This is a genomic window from Vibrio sp. QJM3NY_27 (assembly GCF_057785955.1).
In genome coordinates this window covers 1,626,428-1,651,570 of sequence record NZ_CM173512.1, presented here as the reverse complement: position 1 = coordinate 1,651,570, position 25,143 = coordinate 1,626,428, and the positions used below count along the sequence as shown (strand labels likewise).

Below are 25,143 nucleotides of genomic sequence, written 5' to 3'. Positions count from 1 at the left end.
GCTACGCATGGGTTGAATTTTTTCTAAGAAAAAGGCGCTAATCAGCGCCTTTCTAGTTTCTTATTACTTGTTCACAGTAAGATTACTTCTTACGGCAGAACTCAGCGATTACGTACATTGATTGACCGCCGTTTGTTTTACCAGAAACAAGCTTAGGATCGTCACCAACGCTGATACCACGGATAACAGTACCTTGCTTAATCACTTGGTTAGTACCTTTAATTGGCAGGTCTTTGATTACTGTTACGTCGTCACCTTTTTTAAGTTCAACGCCGTTCACATCAAGAGGCTTGTCATCAGCAGACATGCCGATTTGTGCCCAAACTGATGTTTCTTCTTCAAGGTACATCATGTCTAGCGCGTCTTGAGCCCAGCTTTCAGAGTTCAGACGAGTAAGTTGACGCCATGCCATTACTTGAACTGGCGCTTCTTGGCTCCACATGCTGTCGCTTAGGCAACGCCAGTGGTTGATATCTTTTGGATCGTCAATCTCACCCAGGCATTTGTCACATACCATGATGCCGTGATCCACTGTTACGTGGCTGTGTGGCGGTACTGCGTATGCAGTAAGAGAAGAATCAGAACCACATAGTTCACATTTAGATTGGCAGCGTTCTAGCATCGTAGCTTCAGAAGACATAATGGACTCACATTAGTAATGTTTTTTGGTGGCGGTATTATCCACTTTATCCTGAAAAATAAAAGGGTATTAAAGAATTAAAAGCGAGATCCTACAATATTCTAACTCAAGAGGATCCGAGATGTAAGATAGCAGCTGCTACCGCAAGCGGCGAGAAGTAGTGAAGTAGCAATTAAGGTCGATACGCGCATAGATATTTTTGTCTTAGAACTAGTGAGTTAGACAAAGAAGAAATATTAGTGGGTTTGAATAGCGATGAAATGAAAAGCCCAGTCCGAAACTGGGCTTTGGTATAGCTAGATATACTTACTTAAGTACTGAGGTATTGGTGACACCAATTAGCAAATCATCCACTAGGAAGTCAGCATTTTCCATCTGCATTTCTACATGATGGTCTAAGTCAGCCAGTGTTCCCCCGGGGGATGCAAACGTACTGTGTGTTGCTGTCGCATCAAACTGAACAAAGCTAGCAGAAGGAGATACCGTCGTGCTAGCACTGTTCACTATTGTTAATCCAAGTTTAGCCGCAAGAGGTTCAGTACCCGCAAATGGTGCTTTTGCAACATTGTTTGGTACGGTATTGTCACCATCTACTTCTGTCATGAAGAATGGTGTTGATAGTGAGCCACTTGAGACAAGGTCACTTGCATTGGTAAATGGATCAACTGTATCTAGCGTAGTTTGCGCAGCATAGATAAAGCTAGAGAAACCAGTATTCAGTGCCGCTAGTTGGGCTTCGCTCGCTACTTGTTCAAATGCCTCATAACACGATTTGTCAGACAAGTCTGCACACGATGCATCTGCATAGCTCGCGTAATCTGTTGAAGCTGCGTACGCTAGGTTATGCTTGATTTGGGGTCCAAAGTTAGGCGACCCAAGTAGCAGGTTACCAATTTGACCACCCGCGTTTTGGATAGATGCACCGCTGAACGTGTAAAGTGCATCAGCTGTCGGGCTACCCAACGTATTGTTTGCGGCTGCAACTGCTGAAGTGCCAACGATACCGCCAAGCGAATGGCCAAGCATTTTAACTTTTGAACCAGTCATTGGATTGAAGCCGCTAAGTGGGCTTTTAGCTAATAAGCCAGCTTGCGCAGAAACGACCAAGCTTGCTCGTAAACCCAGTACATCGAGCACGCTTTGGCGAAGGTTATCACGCGCCACTGCAAGGTTAGAAAGATTCAGGTAAGCCAGTACATCTACGTTGGCGGAGCGTTGATCATCTAAACTACGAGTACCATGGATTGGTAGATCGATTGCAATAACAGCAACACCTGCTTTTACCATATTAAACGCAAAAGAGTACGCATTTTCTTTTGCTGATGTAATACCGTGTTGATAAATCACAACATCTGTAGGTGTGCCAGTTTGCGGTGTAAACAACAAGAACTCGACGTCTTCGAGTGATTTGACCACTGGTACAGGTGAATAACGACTGATAATACGGTCACTATCCAGCTGTGTTCCGTCCGTTAGATACAGAGTCGAACCAACAAGCTTTAACTGCTCTGTCGGTTCCGTAGCTAACTTAGTGACATCTACAGGGTCATCGGCAAATACACCGGTAGAAAGCTGTTGAACCATATTCGCCTGTTCGCTTTCATCCGCTAGTGCAGCACTGACTTTTGCAAGGCTAGGCATTGCAGAAACCATTGGTTGCATGTTCCAGTCAGCACCTTTCTGTATATAATGAGGCAGTTTTGCCACACCTTGCGTCACATTCACCGCAACAGCGGCGCCAGCATATAAGCCTTTGATTGCTGTTTTAGCTGCATCCAAGTCACTAACGTACTTGTTAAAATTTTCATCAGCATCAAGTGCTGTAATAAAATCTTGTGTCGTCCCCATTGTCAGAGTATATGCAGTAGAAAGGTCAATTGAACCTTCATTTGCGTCGTTTTTGTACACAGTATTTAACGTATTAGCACCAGTAGCAAAACCGGTTGCCGTGACGCCTTTTACTGCGGCAAGCGTATCGCCTACAGATTGTGTGCTGAACCATGATGAGTAAACAATATCAGCAGGGTTGACACTTGCGAGTCCAAAAATACCCTCAACTGCTGTCGTGGCTGCCTGTACTGAAGCTAGGTCACCAGTCTCATAAACGATCTCTTTCGTTTTACCTGTTGCGTAGCTTCCTGATGTACCAATAGGATTTCCGTTTACGTCTTGAATCGCTTGAGTTACCGCGAAGATGTACTCGCCAGATTCGTCCAAAGAGTTCATAAATTGAATGTATAGAGAATTACCGCTCGCTTGTACAACATAGTCCGTACCCAGCGTAAGTACTTTTTCGATTGGGTTTGAAGCGCGATCCCAATCGGTAAGACGTTGGTTTATTTTAATAACGCTGACACCAGAAGTAACAAGGCCGTCAGCAAAACCATCGCCATTGAAGTTAAGAACGATTGGCATAGACGTAGACCAACCATCCATTGTGTTCATGGCTGCGAGGGGATTGGTCAACGCATCATCACCACCTGTTGGAAGGCCAAGTGTTCCGTCTGTGCTATCCATCAATAAATAAGATGGTGCAGGAACGTCTGCATCTGCACCTTGCAATGTAAAGCTAATCGATGTGTTGCGGTCAAGAAGCGCTTGAACCTCTGGTTCAAACGTAACGGTATCAGAAGTGCCTGAACTAGAGGTATCGTCACCACAACCTGTAAGTAGGATTGCAGAACAAAGCAGCGATAGTTTAAACGTATGTTTCATTGGTTTTACTCCGTTAATCCTAATTAATTGAAGGTGTAGTTCATTTGTACGGAACTGATGTACGCTGTACCTTCTGAATCAAAGGTGATCTCTTGATCTGCGGCATCGGTTTCAGTAAATGAACCAGACTTACTTTTAATGAAAGCAAAACCAGCATCAAAGGTCAGGTTTTCTGTCATTGCGTAAGTCACGCCTGCGCTGTACCAAAAACGATCGCTATCAGGGATACTCAATGTAGCTTCACCGGCTTGTTCGTCATAGGCGATACCCGCACGAAGTGTCCATTGATTGTTCAGAGTGTATGTACCACCGAAGGAGTATCTGTTGTTGTCTTCGTATTTTTCAGGTTTGAAGAGGCACACTCCACCAGCACAATCTTTACTGGTTGCTTTTAATTCTTTAAATGTGCTCCAGTCTGTTTGTTGCCAGCCGTAGTGGATCGCCCACGCTTCGTTTAACTGATGGAATGCCGAAAGTTCGATAATAGACGGAAGAGAAATCTGCAAACGGCCATCTACTTTTGCAGCGTTGGCGATACCAGAGTCATAACTGCTGAATTCACCGTCATCAAAGTCAAGGTCCACTTTAGAGCGATAACCAAAGCCAAAACGGTTGTTTTCATTTAGCTCGTATAACGCGCCAATGTTCCAACCCCAAGCAAACGTGTCGCCCTCCATACCAATAAGGTTGTCTGACTTCTTGCTGCCAGGGCCAAATAGCGGGGCAAGTGAGCCTTTGTGGCGAGTTAACTCTGCGTGTGCGTATACCAAGTTAATACCACCACCCACACTGAATTGTTCATTAATGCGGTAAGCTACATTAGGGTTGATATTGACTGAAAGAAGTGAAGTATCGCCAGCCATATCACCAACAGAAATATCATCTGGGTAATCGGTTGCAACACCATAAGTTGTAAACATACCGATACCCCAAGCCCAGTTATCATTGATAGGGCTTATATAATAGGCTGCTGGAACGACTTGTAGTGGTGCTACATCTTTTGAGTGTTCGTTATTGTCCACGTCATACACATTAACTTCTGGATCAACGATAGAAACCGCGCCTGAAAATTGGGCTGTATCAAATAGGGTCATTGCGGCGGGGTTTCTCGCTAGTACACTCGCGTTATCAGCTACAGCACCTTCACCTGAAAATGCGCGACCAAGACCTGAGGCAGAGTGCTCAGCAACTTGGAAACCAGCCGCAAGTGAATTACATGCAAATAGCACAGAAAGTGAAACGAGAGAGCGTTGTATTGTTTTCATCCTTGACCCTCCTAGGGCATCAAATCTCATTCTTATTGTTGAAAACACACTGAGCGTTGTTGGTGTTTAAGCTCTAATGTAAATGGCATGTTAAATTCATGTTTAATATAAAGTCAAAGAATGAGTTATCATTTTGTGAAGTAATATTTTTGAGGGGCGGCACTCTAACACTAATAATATAATTACAATCAATGATTTATGGGTGGTTGGAGGTGTGACCAGAATGTTTATGTTAGGTGCTGGTATAAATAGTGTTCAACTGCTCAATATGTAACAACTTTGTTTATGTTTACCGTTAATCGCTAAATCGGCATAATATCGATTCATATTGATAGTCATTAAATTGGAATTAAAGTTTGGAATTACTCGCGATAGAGTTTCTTGGAAAACCACTTCGTTTAGAGGGGTCAATGGCAGGGTGGCAACAGTTGTATTGGGACAATACTTTGGTGTCCCAATTAAACGCAACCACAGATCAAGATGACGCTCGAACTCATGCATTTACTCTGCGCGCAGGCGAAGAAACGTTGCAGTGTCACGTTGAGGCGTCCGTTCAGTGGCAACCGTTTGAGATGACCTATAAAGCGACCGTGAATGGCCAAACCGTTACCGAAGGCAATCGAAACACCAAAGATATCGAGCAACAAACACCGGTTGTCGCACCAAAACCAGAGAAGCGTTTTAGCTTAATCGGGTTAGTTTCGCTGGGAATGAAAGCCCTCAAGAGTGCCAAGTTAATCAAGGTGGTACTTGCCTCTGCGAGTTTAGCCGCTTATTCGTGGCTATTTTCAATTCAGTTCGCTTTAGCCTTGATCGCTTGTTTAATGTTCCATGAATATGGGCACATTAGAGCTATGAAATACTTTGGAATGAAGACCAAAGGCATCTATTTGATACCATTCCTTGGTGGTTTGGCGTTATCCGACGAAAAGATCAATACGCGTTGGCAAGATGTGGTTATCTCGATCATGGGACCATTGTTTGGTTTGATACTGTCGTTGATATTTATGGTGTTGTACTGGGCGACTGGCGAAATGTTCTTCGCCGGGCTTGCAGTATTTAACGCATTATTAAACTTGTTTAATCTATTGCCGATTTTGCCTCTCGATGGCGGACATGTACTAAAAAGTATCAGTTTCTCGATGAACAGTGTGCTTGGTATTGTCCTGTGTGTTGCGGCTGCTATTGCTGGCGTGGTACTGAGTTATCAGTTGAATTTGACCCTGTTTGGCTTCTTATTGATTATGGGCAGTGTTGAAATCCTATTCGAATGGAAAGGGCGTCACCATAGCCATTTATTGCCATTAGATAAATATGGCCAAGTCGTATCATTCCTTTGGTATGTGGGCTTAGTGAGCAGTTTAATCGGCGTTATCTGGTACTTTGCCTCTACTGGTGATCAGCTATTAAGCCTACCATTGCAAATTCTTGGTACTTAACAAGAATCAAAAACAAAAAAATGCCCTAACCAATATAGATAGGGCATTCTTGTATTCGAAGTTTAGCGTCTAAACAAATGTAAAATTACGCTTTGCAATTTGGTCTTGGTGAACCTGATTGAGGTAACGTTTTTATCGTCGCCTGTAGATCTTTGATACGCGTACTGTGGGAAGGGTGCGTAGACAGCAACTCTGGCGGTTGGCTACCACCTGATGCTTTCGCCATGTTTTGCCACAAGTCGACGCTCTGTTTAGGATCGAACCCTGCCTGAGCCATATATTCTAAACCAACAACATCGGCTTCTGATTCCTGAGTTCGGCCATACGGTAGAATTACCCCGTATTGAATGCCTAAACCTAAGGCAGCCATTGTCATTCCTTGGTACTGTTTGTATTCTGATGCGCCTAACGCGACGCTAGTAATAGATAAGCCAGTATTAGCGATTTGAGACTGAGATAGACGCTCATTACTGTGGTCAGCGAGAACGTGAGCCACTTCGTGTCCGATAACCGTTGCGAGTTGGTCTTGATTGACCGCTACCTTAAGTAACCCTGTGTATACGCCAATTTTGCCACCCGGCAAAGCAAAGGCATTCACTTGGTCGCTATCAAAAACAACAACTTCCCATTCACTAAAGCCTTGTTTTGGAATATGTTGAGTAATGCTATTTGCAACGCACTGTACATAAGCGTTTGTTTTCGCATCTTTACTTATTGGCTGCTCTTTCTTCATTTGTTCAAAAGATTGTGCCCCAAGTTGAGACATGTCTTGATCAGAAAAAAGCAGTAATTGGTTTCTTCCTGTCGGGGAAGCGCTACATGCGGTTAGGCCTGCAAGTGTGAGAAGCGAGGCAAACTTCATCCATGACGTCATACAATATCCTCTGTGTATTCGGTTTTTATGCATGTTAACATCAACTTGCGTAATAACTAAGAGCTGTAAGATAAGTATTGTATTTAAAAACATCGTTATCGTTAAGATCACTATTAACGATAATGAAGTTATTTACTTACTAATAAAGCAATTCACGCACTAATAAAGTCAATAATTAAGGAACCCATATGAGTATTTGGAAAAAGCCCGTTGACCTAGATACCTTCAACGCGACCTCAAAAAATACCTTAATTGAGCACCTCAACATTGTTTACACAGAAGTAAACGATAATTCCTTAGTGGCAACCATGCCGGTTTGTCATTTTACGCACCAACCACTAGGCATGCTTCATGGCGGCGCATCGGTTGTGCTAGCTGAAACGCTTGGCTCATTGGCGGCTAATTTCTGCGTACCAGAAGGCTACTATTGTGTTGGATTAGATATCAACGCGAATCACGTAAGATCAATGCGTGAAGGCCATGTTATAGGTACTGCTGAACCTATTCACCTGGGTGTCTCTACCCAAGTATGGCAAATCAATATCACTGACGAGCGTCAACGCTTAGTTTGTACGAGTCGATTAACGATTGCCGTGAAGAAATATAAGCGATAATAGAGTAGGCAGCAGTTAACTGTGTTCTATTTCGAAAATAGTAATTTGTATTTTAAAGAAGTAGCTAGAGAAACCGATGGTCATAACGTTTAAAAGTGGAAAAGTTATCGCAACCGCACATGAGCTGGTTGTTCGTTTAGATGGTGAACATAGAGTCACACTGCAAGCACAAGTTGACGCGATTCAATTAATTGGAAAAGGGGCAAATGTCATTTCGGTGAATGGCTCTGAGTGCAAGTGGTCAATTAAATTAGATAATGAACAACAGCTTCGTGATATCGCCAATGAAATCGGCTGCGATGTGATGTAACTGTATGCTGCAAAAGTACTTAGCCATTCTGTTTGAATAACATCTTGGGACGTCATACCCAATAATTCGCAATAAAAACACGTCAGTAAGATTGATTTTACGTCTTAAAATAGGGAAACTGAATTCAATGTCCTTTGAATAAGTTTTCCTCTTTATGAGCAGCCCAAGACTTCGCGTTCAATTTGAAACCCTGTTTGAATACTTCGATGGTAAAGATTCTGATGTTCAGCTCGATGACATAACAGATGTACTCTGTTGTACGCGTCGTAATGCAAGAATGGTACTCAACAAACTTGAAGAACAAGGCTGGGTAGAGTGGTTACCGGCGGCTGGCCGAGGTAAGTTATCTCAACTTATCTTTAAGCAGAATCGTTGCGATGTCAGTGAAAACTTAGCGAGGCGGTACTTACAGGAAGGTAAAATTGGTCAGGCGCTGTCAGTGCTTGACCACAATGCTGCCAAGCTTACTCAGGTTATTCAAAACTATTTGGGTGTGCAATATCAAGAAGGTGAGCAGGTCATTCGTTTGCCTTATTATCGACCGCTCTCAATGCTTAACCCGACAAAATCGATGCGACGTTCAGAGCAGCATATTGCCTGCCAAGTCTTCAGTGGGTTAACGCGATTAGATGAAAATGATCAGTTACAACCCGATCTTGCTCATTCATGGCAAAAAATCAGTGATTATCAATGGCGATTCTTCTTAAGGCCGGGTGTCCGTTTTCATAACGGGGAGCCTCTATTAACGAATCATGTTGTCGACACGCTTCTTGCGCTCGAACCACTCAATTTGTTCTCGCATATTAAAGATGTCTCTTCACCCGCAAATTGCGTGGTCGATGTATTCTTAACGCGCCCAGACAAGTATTTCCCACTCGCGCTCACGGAGTCGGTCGCTAAGGTCACTTTGCCGATGATTTTACGTGGCGAAGACTACGATATTCGACCAATTGGTACGGGGCCGTATCGCATTGAGAAGAACGATGAGAAGCAACTCGTACTAACGGCTTTCAACGGATACTTTGGTTTCAGGCCGTTGATTGATCGCGTTGAGGTTTGGGTGGTTGATGAGGCGTATTCTTCTATGGTTTACCCAAGTCTTTCGAAACCTGTAATGGCCGACCGTGGTGATAGTGATGAAGTAGAGCTTGATCCTGGTTGTACGTATTTACTGTTGAATAGAAAGAAGGGCATCGCACAAGATCCCGCATGGGCGGAGTTTTTGTCTAACGCATTGAATGCAGCTGATCTGTTTGTTCATATTCCAAAAGAGACCGTCATCGATTTGGGCGTTCTACACGCCTATGGGATAAAACCTGGTTGGTATGACATAAAGTTAAACACGCCAGTCTGTCCACCAGCGAATGCGAAACCAACCATTAGATTGGCGTACCAATGCCAACACCCGATGTTCCCAACACTTGCCAAAGCGATTGTCACTGTATTGAAGCAATATAATGTCGATGTTGAGCTTATCGGTTACGAAACCGATCCTCCACACGCCGATAATGTTGATATTTGGATTAATCCAATGGGTATCGCTAACAACAGAGACGATGCATTGGCCGGCTGGTTGATGGATTACAGTTTTCTTGATGAATCCAGCCCAGCAGAAGACTTCGACCAATGGTGTCACATGATTGATCGTTGGCGTTCAGGCGAATTCGACCAATTCCCAGCAAGGCAACTCGGTAAGCAACTGGTCCAAAGCAATCAGTTAATTCCGATGTTCCACTGTTGGTTGGGCGTTAACAAAGATCAATGTGGCACGTTGCAGAACGCAAAATGTAATGCATTAGGCTGGTTCGACTTTAGTCAAGTTTGGGTGAAGCCTGACGTTGATTGAAACCCAACGTTGATTGAAAACCAAGAACACTTATTAGGACCAAATAACTCAATTAGGACAAAACGATGCAAACTGTGATGGTTACATTTATTACGCTGGTGGCCTTTGCTGCTAATTCAGTTTTGTGTCGCTGGGCTTTAATGGATCAAACGATTGATCCTTTGAGCTTTTCGATCGTGCGCATCTTGTCTGGTGCGCTTACACTGTTGATTTTATTCACTTTATCTGCCCAACCTAAGCATAAGCAGGAGTTAGCAAACAACAGCACATCGGTATATACAAAGCTAAAGTCACAGTTTCAATTCACATCAATATTGTCACTGCTTGTGTATATGTTTGGCTTTTCATTCGCTTACTTAAAGCTTGGCGCAGGTCTCGGTGCGCTGGTGCTGTTTGTCGCAGTACAATTTACGATGATTGCCGCGCACTTGTTCTCTGGAAACAGAATGTCATTACTTGAGTGGGGCGGATGTTTGTTATCGGTGGCAGGGCTTGTTTACTTGTTAATGCCAACTGAATCGACACAGGCACCAGACTTAGTTTCTATCATCTTGATGTCTCTGGCAGGAGTTGGGTGGGGTATTTACACATTGGCAGGAAAGAAATCTTTAAACGCACTGCAATCGACTACCGCTAACTTTGGATTTAGCTCGCTAGTTATCCTTGCAGGTTTAAGCCTTCTAGTTGTAATACCTAATGCAATGCCTCAAGTCTCTATCACTGAGCAAGGTTTGATTTACGCGGTTATATCGGGCTCAGTGGCTTCAGGTGTGGGTTATAGTTTGTGGTATTACGTGGTGAAAAAGCTGAATACAGTGGTCGCATCCATTGCACAGCTCTCTGTGCCGGTTATTGCGACACTCGGTGGCGTCTTGTTACTCTCCGAGCCGGTCACCATGCAATTTATTATCTCATCGACCGTTATTTTACTCGGGATAAGCTTGGTTCTTGTCGCACCTAAACTTAAGAAATAAAGAGTTCAATCATTAACTTCTATGGCTAAACCAAACAAGAAACAACCAACCAAAACGGTTCAGATTTTCTGTGCGAAATGCAAAACGCAACTTTTTAAGTATCGGAAAGGTGGCAAAGGTGCCCTCGTGAAGTGTTTTAAGGAACGTATTGTTGAAGATTTCACTAAAGAGCCATGTGTGTGCCCTGAATGTGGGATTGAATTCGCGCGAGATACCTTGGTTCGAGGTACGCCAGCCTACAAGTTTGTGGGTGGCAAGGTGACTATGAAGTAGAAAAGAACAAATGCCACGACACAGTTTCTGTGTCGTGGCATTTAAATCGACTTATTAGCTTATAAGCAAGAAGTTGATGGGGCTATCCACGAACTATTGAGCTCTAACTCGCCCTTGAAGTTTCAGAAGTAATAGCGAGACAATAGCACCCGTTGTATCACACAGCATGTCTTTCTGTGCGTCCCAAATATCACCTTGTGAGCCAAGGAACGCGATACCTTCATCACCACCTGCAATCTCGGCATACCACCACTCGATAATTTCGTAACCTGCGGCAACACTCATGATCGCAAATAAGGCAAAGAAACATGCCAGTACTGGTTGAGCCAATTTCTTACGAATCAAATATTCAGCGAGCGGGTAAGCGTAGAGACCAATCGAAAAGTGCGCCACGCGGTCAAAGTTATTACGCTCAGATCCAATCAGGTTATTAAACCAATCAAAGGGGACTTCAGCGAAAGTGTACTTAGCGCCAATCGTATGCAGAACCAACCAGATGAACATTAAAACGTAAGCCGTCTTTGAAAAGGTGAGCTTGGTGGAAAGCCACCAGATACCTACTAATATCGCTAGAGCAGGAACAATTTCGGCAATCCATACTGCTCTTGAAGAGGGAGCAAACGCTGAAAATAGAAACACAATCAGATAAAGCGTCGTTAATGAAAGCAATGGTCGATTTTGAGCAAGTGGCGTAATTGTCATATCGAGATCTCTCGTCAAAATTTTTAATAGTGTTACACAATATTGAACAGTGTTCAATTAGGCTGTAATCACCATATTTGTTGAAAACTGGCGTTATCGCCCAGTATCTAGACAAACGGTTGCGAGAGTTTCACAAAAGTTTGATTTACAACAAAGCGATCCTTAAAATCGCTTCATCACTACATAACAAGAAAGAAAAGTCATGAAACTGGAAACTGTCGATTACCTTGCTGACGACGCAGCAGAACAATTTGTTCGCTCTCTACGTGAAACTGGTTTTGGTGTTCTTAAGAACCATCCAATCCCGAAAGAGCTTGTTGAGTCTATTTACGAAAACTGGTACCAATTCTTCATCTCTGAAGAGAAAGAAAACTTCCACTTTAATGTTGAAACACAAGATGGATATTTTCCACCATCAGTGTCTGAAGTTGCTAAGGGCCACACTGTAAAAGACATCAAAGAGTACTTTCACGTATACCCTTGGGGCCAAATTCCTGAGCAGCTGAAAGAACAGATTCTAGATTACTACCAACGTGCGAATGCTTTTGCTCAAGAGCTTCTAGGATGGGTTGAAGCTCATGCTCCTAAAGAAGTACAAGAGAAGTTCTCTATCGCGTTGTCTGAAATGATCAACGGCAGTGAGCAGACTCTGCTTCGTGTTCTTCACTACCCACCAATGCAAGGTGACGAAGAGCCAGGCGCTATCCGTGCAGCAGCACACGAAGACATCAACTTACTGACTGTTCTTCCTGCTGCAAACGAGCCGGGCCTACAAGTTAAAGCTCAAAACGACGAGTGGTTAGATGTTCCATGTGACTTTGGCAACATGATCATCAACATTGGTGACATGCTTCAAGAGGCATCGGGTGGTTACTTTCCATCGACAACTCACCGTGTAATCAATCCATCAGGTGAACGCCAAGAGAAATCTCGTATCTCTTTGCCTCTATTCCTTCACCCGAAACCGGAAGTTGTGCTGTCTGAAAAGTACACAGCAAACGAGTACCTAATGGAGCGCCTAAGAGAACTTGGCGTTATCTAACTAGCGAAATATTTCGTACTAAAATTGGTATAGATATCAAAGGTCAGCAAAATTGCTGACCTTTTTTGTACCTGTACCGCAGGCTCACGTCTGCATTGATGGCGGTTGCACTCACTTAATGACTTTCAGTTTCATGATGAAAGGGTGCCTTTGAGCCAAGCGTTTGAAAGTTGTTGGTCCATTAGCTCGACAAATCGCAAAAAATCGCTTTCAATTAAAAGAGATACGCCAATGGTTATGATGTAGGTTGCTCATTGTATCCAATACCCTAGTCATCCATTAATACAGAAAAGCTAACTGAGTCTACTATGTCGAATCATCAAGAGGTGAGAGCAAACTTTCATTGCCATATGGAGAATCCATTGCTTTGGCCGATTATGGAAGTGCTTAAGCAAAAGCCAAGCGGCTGGAAAGTACACACATTGGCGGCTCACCTTAACGACCTTGGGTTTGTGCCGGTGCTAGACCCAGCACCTGAGAAAGAGTTGTTTAAAAAGAACTTCCTCATAATGAATGCGCTTTATCAGCTTCAAGAAACCTTACACCCTGATGGTTGGCTACAAGTCCAAGCGATGGACATTGAATTGATGAATGGTCGGTATCACGGAAGCAGTCACAGTATCGATCATCAAGACCCACTGCGAGAATACTACATTAATTGGATTAACTATGAAGCGGACGAGGGCGAAGTCAAAAGGCTGCTGAACGAGTTCTGGACTCGGTACAGAAAGTTTGTCGGTGGTGATGAACTCGATATGGATAGAAGCCGAGCGTTAAACTTGTTTGAGTTACCGTTGGACGCGACTCACCATGAGATTAGAAAGCGCTGGCGACAATTGGCTTTGCGCTGGCATCCAGATCGGGACGAGGGCAACACGGCTAAGTTTCAGACATTGTGCGAAGCATGGCATATATTGAGAAGCTCGTAAGCTAACGAAGTCTCTAGCTACGTCTACGTCTAATGCAACTCTAAAATAAAAAGCCCCATACTATGAATCTAGAGTGGGGCTTTCTTGGTATTAGGAGTTATCTTTGTTTTGGCCACTTTTATGCTCAAACGCATAATCGAGTACTTTACGGATATATGGCGCGCCGACTTTTGAACCGCCGTTACCGTGTTCAATGACCACCGTCGCGACATACTCAGGGTGCTCGTAAGGTGCGAAAGCCGTGTAAAGCGCATGGTCGAGTAAATGCTTAGCCAACTTCTTCGAGTTGTAGACTTGATCTTTCGCAAGATCAAATACTTGTGCCGTACCTGATTTTCCGCCGCTAGTGTAGTTGGTTCCCTTAAATGCGCGCCTGCCGCTACCTCGCCTGCCGTGGTTTACGAGTCTCATTGCATTGATGGGTACATCCCATATTTTGTCAGGGACTTCAGTGATAGATGGCATAGGTTCAGGTGTAACGAGTTGTTGTGTGTCAAAGTCCTCACCATGATCCAAGATTGCTCTCAGGATATGAGGTGGCATCACCTTTCCATGATTGACCAACACTGAAGTCGCTTTTGCCAGTTGCATTGGTGTCGATGTCCAATAACCCTGACCAATGCCAATTGGAACTGTGTCACCTTGATACCAAGGGGTACGATAACGCATCATCTTCCATTCTCGAGTTGGCATGTTGGCGGTACTCTCTTCATAGATATCGATACCTGTAGGTTCACCAAAACCAAAGCGATTCATCCAGCTTGAGATACGGTCAATGCCCAAGTCAAAAGCGGTTTGATAGAAGAACGAATCCACTGACTCTTCAATGGCTTGAGTGACGTCGACAGGGCCGTGACCCCAGCGTTTCCAGTCTCGCCATGATTTAGAGCTACGCTTAGAACCAGGGATTTGCCATGAACCGTGATCATCACGAATCGTATCCTCAGAGATGACATGCTCTTGCAAGCCAGCGACTGCCATAAATGGTTTGATGGTAGATGCCGGAGGATAAACGCCGAGAGTAGTGCGGTTTACCAATGGGTGAGCAGGATCATTCAATAAACGCTGATAGTTCTTGCTAGAAATACCGTCGACAAAGAGGTTCGGGTCGTAGCTGGGGCTTGATGCCATTGCAAGTACACTGTTGTCTTTCGGGTCCAGAACGACTGCGCTGCCTGTTCGGTGATCAAGCTGGTCGAATACGTATTTTTGTAGTTCGAGATCGATATTTAATACGATATCTTTTCCTGCTACTGGAGCTACATACTCAATGGTGCGGACGACTCGCCCACGGCTGTTTACTTCGACTTCTTGATAACCTTTGGTGCCGTGCAAAATGTCTTCGTAATAGCGTTCGACACCAAGCTTACCGATAATGGTCGTCGCTTGATAATTCGCTTCGATGCCTTTTTCTTCTAGTCTCTTAAGATCGCTATCATTGATGTGTGCGACATATCCTAAGACATGGGTAAGTACCTCTCCATTTGGATAAAATCGTTTCAAGCTGGTATCGATCGATAAGCCGGGGAATTGGTACTGGTGCACTGAGAACTTAGCAATTTCTTCTTCGCTTAGGTTCTCTAGTATCGTGACAGATTTGAAACGGCGAGTGTTGTGATAACGCTTTTTGAAACGAGCAATCTGCTCAGCCTCTCGCGGGATGTATTTGTCCAACTTGGTAAGCATTGCATCGACATCATCAGTTTGCTCTGGAATCATCGTCAGATTAAAGACAAGTTCATTCTCGGCGAGCAACACACCATTGCGGTCGTAAATGAGCCCGCGAGTTGGGGGAATAGGTAATACTTTGATTCTGTTGCCGTCGGCACGAGTTTGATAGCTTTCAAAATTTTCGACTTGAAGTCGGTAAAGGTTGCCGACTAAGACAAGAGTGAACAGCAAGATCCCACAAAACGCAACGGTTACACGGTTTTTGAACAGATTTACTTCTTTTTTATGGTCACGCATCTTAACGCGTTTATGATTCATTGAAGCCTCAAGGGGTTGTTACATTTGGTTACACTTGTCGAGTCGGAACTTTATATGAATATCGCCATAGTTTTGTAAAAGCTGTGTCATGATTTTTAGGATAAGCACAATATTGGTGGGTTTTATCGTCAAACAAGAAAAGTGAGGCAGGAGACGGTCTTAAGGCTTTATATAGAGCTAGCGAATAAAAAAAACGGCCCTCACATTGAGAGCCGTCCATACAATTTATGATGCTTGGATCTAACTTAGTTCGAAGGTTTGAACTGAGATTTACGCATACGGTTTAGTGCGGCCATTACATCCAATACTCTTGGTTTCGCTAAATCACCGTAGTTTGGCATGTTGACGTGCCACTCATCGCTTAAGATAGCGCTAAACTCTTTAGCAGGGTTGTTTGACCAACCCGGAGTTTGGGCAAACTGGAACCATGCCCAACCAATCGCGTTCACTTCTGAAGTTGATTCTAACTGCTCCAATGCAGAAAGATCAGCGAATTCCTTACCAAAACGCAACGACTCTTTGCCTTTCGCGTTAACACGGAACTTACCGTCAGTCAGAATGTTCATCAGTGCAGCACGGTTTAACGAGCGAGGAACAAACGTTTCTAATGCTGTCTCACATTCATTAGTTCGTTGAGTAGGGTGTTGAGCGATCACTTCTTGTGCTTTTTCAGTGACGTCTACCGCTTGGTAGTCGTGCATTTGAATCACAGTGTCAGCCACATCTAGGTAATCGCCAGAACCACCCATTACAACAATGGTAGAGATATCCATCTCTTCACGTAGTTGGCCAATACGGTCAACAAGTGGAGTGATAGGCTCAGCCCCTTTTGATACTAGCGCTTGCATACGTTCGTCACGGATCATGAAATTAGTCGCTGACGTATCTTCATCAATAAGTAGTGTTTGAACGCCGGCTTCAATCGATTCTTGTAACCAAGCCGCTTGAGACGTAGAGCCTGAAGCATCTTGAGTGCTAAAATCAGACGTGTCTTTTTGCATCGGTAAATGGTTGATGTAGTTAGACAGGTTCAAGTTATGTACACAGCGGCCATCTTCCGCACGGATCTTCATTGTATCCGTCGCAGTAACAATGCCTTCACGACCGTCACCTGGAATATGGTTGTAGACAGAACGTTCAACAGCATTCAATAGTGTAGATTTACCATGGAAACCACCACCAACGATCAGCGTGATGCCTTTAGGAATACCTAGGCCAGTCACATCACCTTGGTTTGGCGTGTTTAGCGTCACACTTAAAGACTCTGGTGCTAGGAAAGGAACTGCGCCTTTCATTGGTAAATCACAGTTACCAGCAATACGAGGTAATACGCTGCCATTTGCTACGAATGCCGCTAGGTTGTTTTCTTCCAATTGAGCACGCAACGCGTCTTGGTCTTCAACGGCTTCACAATGCTTAATCATCGCTTCAATGTTGAGTTCGCGTTCAAGCGTTGCACGACGAATAAACTTAGGCAAATAGAATGTAATGATGTTGATTGCTTTCTTTGCAAGAATACTACGACCATCAGCAGGTAGGTTGATACGAAAACGGATTTCGATACCGCGCTCGGTGAAAACCACTGAGGTGTTATCCAAAACAGTTTGACCCGTTAATGCAATAGACACAGTCGTTTCTTGCTTAGCAAATTCAGAGAAGCTACGTGCAATGAAATCACGTGCTGCTACTTGGTATTCGTAAGACTTTTCTTTAAGCCAATCTAACCCAGTTAACGACCAAGCGCGTGTTGCGCGAAAACGTGAAGAAGATGCATACGGGTCACCTTGAACGTGGTCGATGTGTAATTCGAAATCAGCAAAGTCGTATTGACCTTTAATTTGTTGATATGCGCGGAAGTTTTGTTTTTCGAGCTTTTTAAGCTTTGCAGTCAACTGATCCATAACGAGGAATGCCTATATAAAGGGAAGATTAAAACAGAAAGGCGGCGATTATAAAAATCACCACCTTTAGAGTAAAGAGAAAGTAGGCCTAAATCCAAAACAAACTGCTCTTTTTTGCTTTAAGCGTAACGGGTTGTCCCCAAATAGTTTTGATTGATTAAACTGTGTTCGAATTCTTGGCTCGGCATTGGCCGCCCATAAAGGTAACCTTGGCCCACATCGCAGCCCTCGTTGATAATAAATTGCTCCTGAACTTCCGATTCTATCCCTTCAATCGTGACTTTTAGGTCGAGCTTCTTCGCGATTTGGACAATAGAACGAACGATTTCCGAGTCTTCGTGTGAGTTAAGCATCTGATCGATGAAGCTCTTATCAATTTTAATCGTATCGAACGGAAATTTCTTGAGATAACTGAAAGAGGCGTAGCCCGTCCCAAAGTCATCCAGTGACAATGTAACGCCAATGTCATGCAGCGATTCTAAGGTATTCTTAGCGACAACTTCATCGGCAATCAGGCCACTTTCTGTCACCTCGAGTTCCAAAAAATGAGGTTCTAGGTGATAGGTTTCGAGTAGGTGAACCACTTGTTCCGCAAAGTGCACGTTCTTGAGTTGAATTGCAGACACATTCACAGCCATCTTGAAATCTTCAACGTATTCGGACCACTCTTTCGCTTTTTCAATCGCATTGCGTAGAACAAAGCTTCCGACTTCGAAAATCAAGCCGTTTTGCTCGGCCATATGTATCAAGGTTTCGTTGGAGATATCACCTAAAACTGGATGGCGCCAACGTAGTAGGGCTTCAGCACCAACCCAACGATGCGTTAATGGACATACTTTAGGTTGAAAGTAGAGCATGAGGTCATCATTACGGACAGCTTGAAGCAAATAACCTTCGATCTTATTGATGTGACTTTGTTGTTCAGTATGAGATTGAGAGTAGTAAGCGAATTTTTGCCCGGAATCTTTACAGGCGAGCATGGCTTCTGATGATTTCTGGAGAATGCTTTCCGCATCATCTTCGTTATCAGTAATCGCGATCCCGATAAAGGCATGCAAATGTACTTTGTCACTGTCGATATCGAACTCTGAATGGCCGACTTTAACGAGCGTCTGGCACAGTTCTTCTAGGCGTTGGTGCAAATCTTTTACGCTGAACGCCAGTACGAGATCGATAGAAGTAGGGCGTGCAGTTAGTACCTCGATATCCGAGATACTGTCGATACGTTGTCGGTATTCAACCAGCACTTGATCTAACGCGTCATAGCCATATCGAGCCTGTATGCGCCTCCCATTCGTAAACCCTATATGAATAACCGCAAATGAACTGTCCGTCAGCCTTTGCTGTGACGACAGTTTGTTATTTAGGCGAGACTCGAATGCGGTTCGGTTTAAAAAGCCGGTGCCGATGTCATGATTCTTTTGGAAGTTTATCTTTTGTTCAGCCGCTCTTCGCTTATCGATCTCTTGGTTTAAAGAATAATTGAGGCTCGCAAGATCTTTAGTGCGAGTGTAAACCCGGTTCTTTAAGTCACGATTCATTTGGGTGAGCTTAGCGTGCTGAAACAAGGTTTTAAGCTGGGACTCTATCGAGGTACGAAAGCTCTCTAATAGCTTGATATAGGTAGGCGTATAGTGATTCTCTTTCGAATCCAAGATACAAATGGTGCCGAACAATTCGCCGTTAGGCCAAAATAGCGGAATGCCACAATAAGAGATTAAGCCAAGCTTTGTATCGGGGTTGTTTTCCCAATCAGGAGCGGCAAGCGCATTGGGCACCACAAGTTGTTGCTGAGACTCCATCACCGTTTCGCAGTAAAGCCCATTTCCTAAGGTTTCGGAATCGCCTTTGTTGTAAGGGTTATTCTCACTGTGACTGGTAGAGAAGACTTCAATATAGTTGGTGTGAACACGCATGATAAGTGCGGCAGGCACTTCAGTGATTTGAGCCAAGAGGTCGACAATATTCTGCCAGCTGGAGGCCATATCGTCAGGGATATCTAAGTCTATCGTTTTTATCTTCTTCATATGACTCCGAGTCAATTATGCTAAATGCATCAACACATCCTGTGTTAATTAAGATGACCAAATAAACTGTGAATCTTACTTTTACTAAGTATAAGAAATGTTGCACAAAAAAACCTCTGCAATTTTGCAGAGGTTTTCAAATGTGAATCTGGGTCTCAGTAATGAGATAAGTTTCGATTAAGGCTTTAACTTTATAAAATCATCAGTGTTAAGTTTCTCTTTATAGTCTACCGACGGTTGAGCAAAACCGTTCAACTGTAAAAACTCTTCTTTGAATCCTTGATAGTCGCCAATTGCTTGAAAGTTGTTTTCATCCATAGCTTCAAGTAGCTCAGTCACATGGGCTTGGGTTTCTGGATCGAGTTCCCATTCATCCATCCGAATTAGGCGTTCGCCGTCCAGAGGGACTTTTGATTGACCATAGAGTTTACTGCTGAATAGACGCTGCATTTGTTGGATACAGCCTTCGTGCGTCTCTTTCTCTTTCATCACTTTATATAAAGCGAGCAGATAAGGACTTAATCCCGGAATGAATACACTGGCTTTGGTGACGAGTGCCTTACACACAGTCGCGTAGGCATTACCGCCGAAGTTTGCTAGTTCAAGATTCAGAGCATGGCTGGTTTGATGAAGGTCTATTTTAGCGCGTCCCAAAGTGCCGTCTAAGTAAATAGGGTGCGTGACTTCTGGACCAACATAGGAAAATGCGATGGTTTTACAACCAGGGGCAATGGATTCAGCGTTGATGAGCTCATCTATCCACTGTTCCCAATCTTCGCCGCCCATGACTTTGAGTGTACTTTTGGCTTCTTCTTCCGTCGCTGCAGCAAGTGTGTCTGTCACCCAGTTGTCGTGCTCTAGCGAGATAGTCGCACCGGTAACGCTTTCACCAATAGGCTTAATGGCAGAACGCCAAAGCTCATCAGTATTTGGCTTAGGTCGAACGCCCGCCGCTAAGCTATAGATAATCAGATCCACTTCACCTTCGAAGTAGGTTTCAATGGCTTCGACAACTTGTGTACGTGTTTCTTGTGAAAATGCATCGCCAACGATGTTGATAGCAGTGCGTTGCTCTCGTTCGGCTTCTTTCTTGAAGTAGATGTTGTTGTACCAACCAGCACTACCGAGGGACTTTTCGTTAGGACCGCGCTCGAATGAGACGCCGATGGTGTCAGCTTTTGCACCGCCAAAGGTCACGGCAATACGAGCGGCAAGGCCGAAGCCTGAGGAAGCGCCGATAATCAGTACTCGTTTAGGGCCATCTTTGATTTGCGGCGCACTCTTAACAAACTTGATTTGTTGCTTTACGGCTTCTTGACAGCCAAGAGGGTGAGCGCTTTTGGCTACCACACCCTTGATAATAGGTTCGATCAGCATAAATAACCTTACAGTTAACGGTGATATGCACTCAGGCTAACGTAAAGCTGTGTAAAATTTATTGAGCTAGACCATTAAAACTTAAAGATACTGATATAATTCTTCGGCGACGAATTCAGCGATCCAAGGTTGAGCTTCTGGTTTTGGATGCAGTCCGTCGTTCATCATCCACTCAGGTTTAAGGATGATATGCTCTAGGAAAAACGGCAAAAGCGGCACATTTTGTTGATCAGCAAGCGCTGCAAAAACGTATTCAAATTGCTGGTTGTAACGCTTACCGTAATTCGGTGGGATTTTAATCTGCATCATAATTGGCTTGGCGCCCGCAGCTTTTATCTGCTCAATGATTTGATCAAGGTTCGCAGACATCAGCTTAGGTGGGAAGCCACGAAGGCCATCATTTGCACCGAGTTCGATAAGAACAGTGTCTGGAGCATGTTCTTCAAGTAATTGTGGCAAACGAGCTAACCCGTTGCCAGTTGTGTCGCCCGAAATACTGCCGTTTACCACGGTAACTGTTTTGTCATGCTTCGCTAATGCGTTTGGCAATAGACTTGGCCAACTCTGTTTGATGTCCATGTTATAACCAGCACTCAAGCTATCACCAAGTACCAGTAACTTAGAATCTAACTCGGTATCTTGAGCCAAAGAAGCGGTTGAAAATATAATAAAGAATAAAAAGGAAATTAGTCGAGTCATGCATACATCCATCATTAAAGCTGAAGCTGTTTCGAAGACAGTGTCTACTAATCAAGAACATTTAACAATCCTAGAGCACGTCGATATTGATATTCGTGAAGGTGAAACTGTCGCGATTGTCGGCACGTCTGGCGCAGGTAAATCAACCCTAATGACATTGCTTGCAGGGCTTGATGTGCCAACGAAAGGCGAAATCAGTTTATTAGGGCAGCCACTTTCACAGCTTGATGATGAAGCAAGGGCTAAGATCCGCAGTGAATCGGTAGGATTTGTATTTCAAAGCTTCTTATTAATCCCAAGCCTTTCTGCGCTGCAAAATGTCACGCTTCCTTGTCTACTTAAAGGGGAAGACGAAGACATCGAACGTGCGACGGCTTTGCTTGAATCAGTGGGCTTAAAAGACAGGCTTGATCACCTGCCATCTCAACTATCAGGCGGTGAACAACAAAGAGTCGCTTTAGCTCGAGCTTTTATGATCAAGCCAAAAATCCTTTTTGCTGACGAACCTACAGGTAACCTAGACCAACAAACGGCAGCCAAAATTGTCGAGTTGTTGTTTGAGTTGAACTCATCACATGGCACAACGCTTGTTCTAGTGACGCATGATCCTAAACTCGCACAACGTTGCCAACGAACACTTAAGATGCATGTCGGTCAGATAGAGGAAGTCTAAATTGAATTCATCAAACGGACTGAATAAGCGCCTGTTCTCATGGAGTGTCGAAGAGATTCGACACGGTCAGTTGTGGCCAGTTTCCATAGCATTAACACTGATCATTGCGTGTGTTTTTGCATTATCGGCATTGGCCGAACGTATGGAGCAGGTGATTGTTAAACAGGGCAAAGATGCGCTTACTGCCGATAGTGTGTTTATCTCAGCAAACCCAATCCCGCAATCCTTATTAGACCTCACTCAGGTTGAACAGTTAGACAGCTCTCAGTTGACACGTTTTTCAACGATGGCATTCAGTGATAACTCGATGCAGCTAGTGACGGTGAAAGCGGTTGAAAGTAATTACCCATTACGCGGTGAAATGATCTTAGAGGGTGCTGATAAAGCATCAAGTAACCATGTTGAGCCAGGTGAACTTTGGTTAGACGAGCGTATATTTGCACAGCTTGAGGTTGAAATTGGTGACAATGTCACTATTGGCGATGCCGATTTAACGATAACAGGGCGTATCACCCAAGAGCCAGGTTTGAGCTTTAACCCATTCCAACAAATGCCTGCTGTGCTAATTCATACCAGCGATATCGAGGCCACTGGAGCGATTCAACCGGGCAGTCGCGTAAGCTTTAGGCTGTTTCTAAACGGTGATGATACAAAACTGAAAGCCGCGCAAGACAGCGTAGAATTGACACCGAGCGATCGCTGGCGCACGCAAGATTCAGCGAGTCGCACTAACGACATGTTCGAGAGCACAACTCAATATCTTTCGCTAACGGTTGCTATCGTTGTGATCATGGCGGCAACCACTTTGGTACTTACTTGCCAACATTATGTTGCGAGTCGCCGTAAAACCATCGCGATGCTTAAGAGTTTGGGCGCGAGCAAGCAATGGATCATTAAATGGTTGTTTGTACAGGTGTCTCTGTTAGTGGTCATCGGCGCTGTACTGGGAATTACAATAGGGGTCGGCTTAGAGTTTCTACTTCGTATACCATTAGGTGATTTGTTGCCAACACCACTTCCTAGCTATGGCATTGAACCTGTCATTTTGGCGATTTTATCAAGTATCCTCATTGGTGTACCTGCGCTTGGAATTCCGTTAATTGGCTTGGTCAACACTTCGGCAATCAGCGTGATTCAATCGAGTCACCAATCAAGTGAAAGCTACAAGAAATACCTGTTGTTGCTGGTACCTATTATTCCAATGATGCTGATGTACGGCGATAACCTGTTGGTATGGATAGTTCTAGCGGGTATCGCATGCCTGTTCTTAGTGCTCGCGATTGTCAGTACGTTTGTTCTGCGTTTGGTCGGCAAGCTGCCGACGTCGACATCTATGCGTTTGGCATTGAGCCGAATTAATCGCACACCATTAGCAACAGGGATTCAATTTGGGTCTTTAGCGTTGTCTTTGATGCTGCTATCTATTATCTGGCTAGTGAGAAGCGATTTGTTGTCGGATTGGCAACAAACCTTGCCCGAGAACGCACCTAATGCGTTTGCGCTGAATATTGCGAGCTATGAGAAAGACAGTTATCTCGAGACGATTGATGCAAACGGAGTAGAGCGTACTCAAGCGTTTCCAATTATACGAGGAAGACTCACGACCATCAACGGCGTTGAAGCGGCAAAATACAGCGATACCTCACAAGAAACAGATGCACTAAGCCGCGAGATCAACTTCACTTGGGGAGATAGCCTGCCTGAGTACAATGAAGTGTTAGAAGGCAGCTGGACACAAGAGCAGGGCGTATCTGTGGAATCCGATGTCGCGGAGCAGCTGGGTCTAAAGATTGGCGATGAGCTATCGTTCACAATCAACAGCCAGAATGTCTCTGCCAAGGTGAACAGCATCCGAAAAGTAGAGTGGCGAGAAATGAAGCCGAATTTCTACTTCATATTTACGCCAGATGTTTTGAGCTCTATTCCTTCTACTTGGCTCGTGAGCTTCCGACTAGAAGAACAACATAATCAGATGCTCAACGAACTCTCTCGAAATCACCCAACCGTGAGTTTGATGGATATTCGTAAGATGGGTAGCAAGATCCAAGAGTTGCTCAAACAGATTGTTTGGTCGATAACCGTACTTGCGGCTCTGGGTGTGGTAGCAGGGTTGTTGCTAATCTTTACTCTGTTGCGATTGAGCTTGTCTCAAAGACAACAAGAGATACGTTTGTACCGCACTTTAGGTACGAGCAAGAAGCGCATTCTCAACACTATTTGGTGTGAATACGGGTTAATGGCGTTAGTGGCTGGCTCGATTGCTGCGATGGGTTCTGAGCTCAGTGTTGCAGGGGTAATGAACTTTGGCTTCGAGTTAGAACCTTCACTCCACCCAATGCTGTGGATAGCGCTACCTGTACTAACGTTCATCACATTGGCTGCGGTAGTGAATAGCTTAATCAAACGTTTGTTGGCACCCGTGAACAAGGATTTTGGCTAGTCGCTAGCGAGATCTCACAAATGCTTAAAACGGTCTAAAAGTGACATTATTTATATTTAGTCATGCACTATTTATAAGGCGTCGCTTTAGACCGTTTTTTATTTGACCAATGGGTAGCACAAGTAACGAATATAGCACCTTAATTTTCCAATTTTTTAGTGTTTTTTAAAACTAATCGCACAATAATGCCGATTTAATGAACAGCGGTTAGTCCCTGTAAACAAAGGGTTTGCGCAACTTAGCAAGAACGTTATCAACAGTTATCCACAAAAACGGTGGATAACTTTAGGGATAAGTTAACATCTATGTTTTAAGAGTACTGAGGCAGCCTTTATGTGGCGTCACTTAGGACAATTTTGACTGTTAGAATAACCTTTAAAACTCTATCTGGAGTTATTGAGTCAAGAGATTATT

At 44.1% G+C, this 25,143-nt stretch carries 20 protein-coding genes; 10 read left to right on the top strand and 10 right to left on the bottom strand.

What is annotated here, in order from left to right:
* Positions 1-82: 82 nt before the first annotated feature.
* From AC3CIA_RS22955 to AC3CIA_RS22945, 3 genes are all read right to left on the bottom strand, one after another.
* Positions 83-640, bottom strand: a complete 558-nt coding sequence (locus AC3CIA_RS22955) for a PhnA domain-containing protein (RefSeq protein ID WP_004730927.1) — start codon at positions 638-640, stop codon at positions 83-85.
* Positions 641-946: 306 nt separating this feature from the next.
* Positions 947-3,355 carry a VolA/Pla-1 family phospholipase gene (locus AC3CIA_RS22950; protein WP_488519138.1) on the bottom strand — a complete coding sequence of 803 codons (2,409 nt, stop codon included), beginning with the start codon at positions 3,353-3,355 and terminating at the stop codon, positions 947-949.
* Between the two features lie 23 nt (positions 3,356-3,378).
* On the bottom strand, positions 3,379-4,620 hold the full coding sequence (locus AC3CIA_RS22945; protein ID WP_046223601.1) for a porin: 1,242 nt from the start codon (positions 4,618-4,620) through the stop codon (positions 3,379-3,381).
* A 356-nt stretch (positions 4,621-4,976) separates the two neighbouring features.
* Here AC3CIA_RS22945 and AC3CIA_RS22940 point away from each other — a divergent pair, with 356 nt between their 5' ends.
* Complete coding sequence (locus AC3CIA_RS22940) at positions 4,977-6,059, top strand: site-2 protease family protein (protein ID WP_488519137.1); 1,083 nt, start codon at positions 4,977-4,979, stop codon at positions 6,057-6,059.
* 85 nt (positions 6,060-6,144) lie between these two features.
* On the opposite strand, the gene AC3CIA_RS22935 is transcribed toward AC3CIA_RS22940, so the two are convergent.
* Positions 6,145-6,933 carry a M48 family metallopeptidase gene (locus tag AC3CIA_RS22935; RefSeq protein ID WP_249633003.1) on the bottom strand — a complete coding sequence of 263 codons (789 nt, stop codon included), beginning with the start codon at positions 6,931-6,933 and terminating at the stop codon, positions 6,145-6,147.
* Positions 6,934-7,121: 188 nt separating this feature from the next.
* Between AC3CIA_RS22935 and AC3CIA_RS22930 the strand changes: the two genes are divergently transcribed.
* The 5 genes from AC3CIA_RS22930 (at position 7,122) to AC3CIA_RS22910 (ending at position 10,950) form a co-directional block, all read left to right on the top strand.
* The gene (locus AC3CIA_RS22930) at positions 7,122-7,547 is read left to right on the top strand and encodes a hotdog fold thioesterase (protein ID WP_108109013.1); all 426 of its coding nucleotides are present in this window, start codon (positions 7,122-7,124) and stop codon (positions 7,545-7,547) included.
* A 76-nt stretch (positions 7,548-7,623) separates the two neighbouring features.
* Positions 7,624-7,857 carry a DUF3389 family protein gene (locus tag AC3CIA_RS22925; RefSeq protein WP_372321159.1) on the top strand — a complete coding sequence of 78 codons (234 nt, stop codon included), beginning with the start codon at positions 7,624-7,626 and terminating at the stop codon, positions 7,855-7,857.
* A gap of 154 nt (positions 7,858-8,011) precedes the next feature.
* Positions 8,012-9,703, top strand: coding sequence for an SgrR family transcriptional regulator (locus AC3CIA_RS22920; protein ID WP_017081104.1), 1,692 nt, complete (start codon positions 8,012-8,014; stop codon positions 9,701-9,703).
* Positions 9,704-9,768: 65 nt separating this feature from the next.
* Positions 9,769-10,677 (top strand): DMT family transporter, encoded by a 909-nt coding sequence (locus AC3CIA_RS22915; RefSeq protein WP_488519136.1) that lies wholly within the window; start codon positions 9,769-9,771, stop codon positions 10,675-10,677.
* 21 nt (positions 10,678-10,698) lie between these two features.
* On the top strand, positions 10,699-10,950 hold the full coding sequence (locus tag AC3CIA_RS22910) for a hypothetical protein (protein WP_017082269.1): 252 nt from the start codon (positions 10,699-10,701) through the stop codon (positions 10,948-10,950).
* A 93-nt stretch (positions 10,951-11,043) separates the two neighbouring features.
* Here the strand turns inward: AC3CIA_RS22910 and AC3CIA_RS22905 are convergent, their stop codons facing one another.
* The gene (locus AC3CIA_RS22905; protein ID WP_488519135.1) at positions 11,044-11,652 is read right to left on the bottom strand and encodes a DUF2238 domain-containing protein; all 609 of its coding nucleotides are present in this window, start codon (positions 11,650-11,652) and stop codon (positions 11,044-11,046) included.
* A 202-nt stretch (positions 11,653-11,854) separates the two neighbouring features.
* On the opposite strand from AC3CIA_RS22905, the gene AC3CIA_RS22900 reads away from it, so the two are divergent.
* On the top strand, positions 11,855-12,694 hold the full coding sequence (locus AC3CIA_RS22900; RefSeq protein ID WP_004730947.1) for an isopenicillin N synthase family dioxygenase: 840 nt from the start codon (positions 11,855-11,857) through the stop codon (positions 12,692-12,694).
* A gap of 308 nt (positions 12,695-13,002) precedes the next feature.
* Positions 13,003-13,623, top strand: coding sequence for a DNA-J related domain-containing protein (locus AC3CIA_RS22895; RefSeq protein ID WP_065206102.1), 621 nt, complete (start codon positions 13,003-13,005; stop codon positions 13,621-13,623).
* A gap of 90 nt (positions 13,624-13,713) precedes the next feature.
* Here AC3CIA_RS22895 and mrdA read toward each other — a convergent pair whose 3' ends face one another.
* The 5 genes from mrdA to AC3CIA_RS22870 form a co-directional block, all read right to left on the bottom strand.
* Positions 13,714-15,612 (bottom strand): penicillin-binding protein 2, encoded by a 1,899-nt coding sequence (mrdA, locus tag AC3CIA_RS22890; protein ID WP_488519134.1) that lies wholly within the window; start codon positions 15,610-15,612, stop codon positions 13,714-13,716.
* A gap of 245 nt (positions 15,613-15,857) precedes the next feature.
* Complete coding sequence (locus tag AC3CIA_RS22885) at positions 15,858-17,513, bottom strand: P-loop domain-containing protein (RefSeq protein ID WP_488519133.1); 1,656 nt, start codon at positions 17,511-17,513, stop codon at positions 15,858-15,860.
* A 119-nt stretch (positions 17,514-17,632) separates the two neighbouring features.
* Entirely contained in the window at positions 17,633-19,540 is a 1,908-nt protein-coding gene (locus tag AC3CIA_RS22880; protein WP_488519132.1) for a sensor domain-containing phosphodiesterase, read from the bottom strand.
* A 177-nt stretch (positions 19,541-19,717) separates the two neighbouring features.
* On the bottom strand, positions 19,718-20,917 hold the full coding sequence (gene fabV / locus AC3CIA_RS22875; RefSeq protein ID WP_488519131.1) for an enoyl-ACP reductase FabV: 1,200 nt from the start codon (positions 20,915-20,917) through the stop codon (positions 19,718-19,720).
* A gap of 81 nt (positions 20,918-20,998) precedes the next feature.
* Entirely contained in the window at positions 20,999-21,616 is a 618-nt protein-coding gene (locus tag AC3CIA_RS22870; RefSeq protein WP_004730957.1) for an arylesterase, read from the bottom strand.
* On the opposite strand from AC3CIA_RS22870, the gene AC3CIA_RS22865 reads away from it, so the two are divergent.
* Positions 21,615-22,289: an ABC transporter ATP-binding protein gene (locus AC3CIA_RS22865; RefSeq protein WP_004730959.1), complete on the top strand. Its 675-nt coding sequence runs from the start codon at positions 21,615-21,617 to the stop codon at positions 22,287-22,289. The genes AC3CIA_RS22870 and AC3CIA_RS22865 overlap by 2 nt on opposite strands.
* Position 22,290: 1 nt before the next feature.
* On the top strand, positions 22,291-24,729 hold the full coding sequence (locus AC3CIA_RS22860; RefSeq protein ID WP_488519130.1) for an ABC transporter permease: 2,439 nt from the start codon (positions 22,291-22,293) through the stop codon (positions 24,727-24,729).
* Positions 24,730-25,143: the final 414 nt, after the last annotated feature.

Coding starts and splice junctions, on each gene's coding strand:
- AC3CIA_RS22905 (WP_488519135.1), bottom strand. CDS start 11,652: ATGACAATTACGCCACTTGCTCAAAATCGACCATTGCTTTCATTAACG.
- AC3CIA_RS22945 (WP_046223601.1), bottom strand. CDS start 4,620: ATGAAAACAATACAACGCTCTCTCGTTTCACTTTCTGTGCTATTTGCA.
- AC3CIA_RS22870 (WP_004730957.1), bottom strand. CDS start 21,616: ATGACTCGACTAATTTCCTTTTTATTCTTTATTATATTTTCAACCGCT.
- AC3CIA_RS22935 (WP_249633003.1), bottom strand. CDS start 6,933: ATGACGTCATGGATGAAGTTTGCCTCGCTTCTCACACTTGCAGGCCTA.
- AC3CIA_RS22865 (WP_004730959.1), top strand. CDS start 21,615: ATGCATACATCCATCATTAAAGCTGAAGCTGTTTCGAAGACAGTGTCT.
- AC3CIA_RS22925 (WP_372321159.1), top strand. CDS start 7,624: ATGGTCATAACGTTTAAAAGTGGAAAAGTTATCGCAACCGCACATGAG.
- AC3CIA_RS22950 (WP_488519138.1), bottom strand. CDS start 3,355: ATGAAACATACGTTTAAACTATCGCTGCTTTGTTCTGCAATCCTACTT.
- AC3CIA_RS22880 (WP_488519132.1), bottom strand. CDS start 19,540: ATGAAGAAGATAAAAACGATAGACTTAGATATCCCTGACGATATGGCC.
- AC3CIA_RS22885 (WP_488519133.1), bottom strand. CDS start 17,513: ATGGATCAGTTGACTGCAAAGCTTAAAAAGCTCGAAAAACAAAACTTC.
- mrdA (WP_488519134.1), bottom strand. CDS start 15,612: ATGAATCATAAACGCGTTAAGATGCGTGACCATAAAAAAGAAGTAAAT.
- AC3CIA_RS22900 (WP_004730947.1), top strand. CDS start 11,855: ATGAAACTGGAAACTGTCGATTACCTTGCTGACGACGCAGCAGAACAA.
- AC3CIA_RS22910 (WP_017082269.1), top strand. CDS start 10,699: ATGGCTAAACCAAACAAGAAACAACCAACCAAAACGGTTCAGATTTTC.
- fabV (WP_488519131.1), bottom strand. CDS start 20,917: ATGCTGATCGAACCTATTATCAAGGGTGTGGTAGCCAAAAGCGCTCAC.
- AC3CIA_RS22920 (WP_017081104.1), top strand. CDS start 8,012: ATGAGCAGCCCAAGACTTCGCGTTCAATTTGAAACCCTGTTTGAATAC.
- AC3CIA_RS22930 (WP_108109013.1), top strand. CDS start 7,122: ATGAGTATTTGGAAAAAGCCCGTTGACCTAGATACCTTCAACGCGACC.
- AC3CIA_RS22955 (WP_004730927.1), bottom strand. CDS start 640: ATGTCTTCTGAAGCTACGATGCTAGAACGCTGCCAATCTAAATGTGAA.
- AC3CIA_RS22895 (WP_065206102.1), top strand. CDS start 13,003: ATGTCGAATCATCAAGAGGTGAGAGCAAACTTTCATTGCCATATGGAG.
- AC3CIA_RS22915 (WP_488519136.1), top strand. CDS start 9,769: ATGCAAACTGTGATGGTTACATTTATTACGCTGGTGGCCTTTGCTGCT.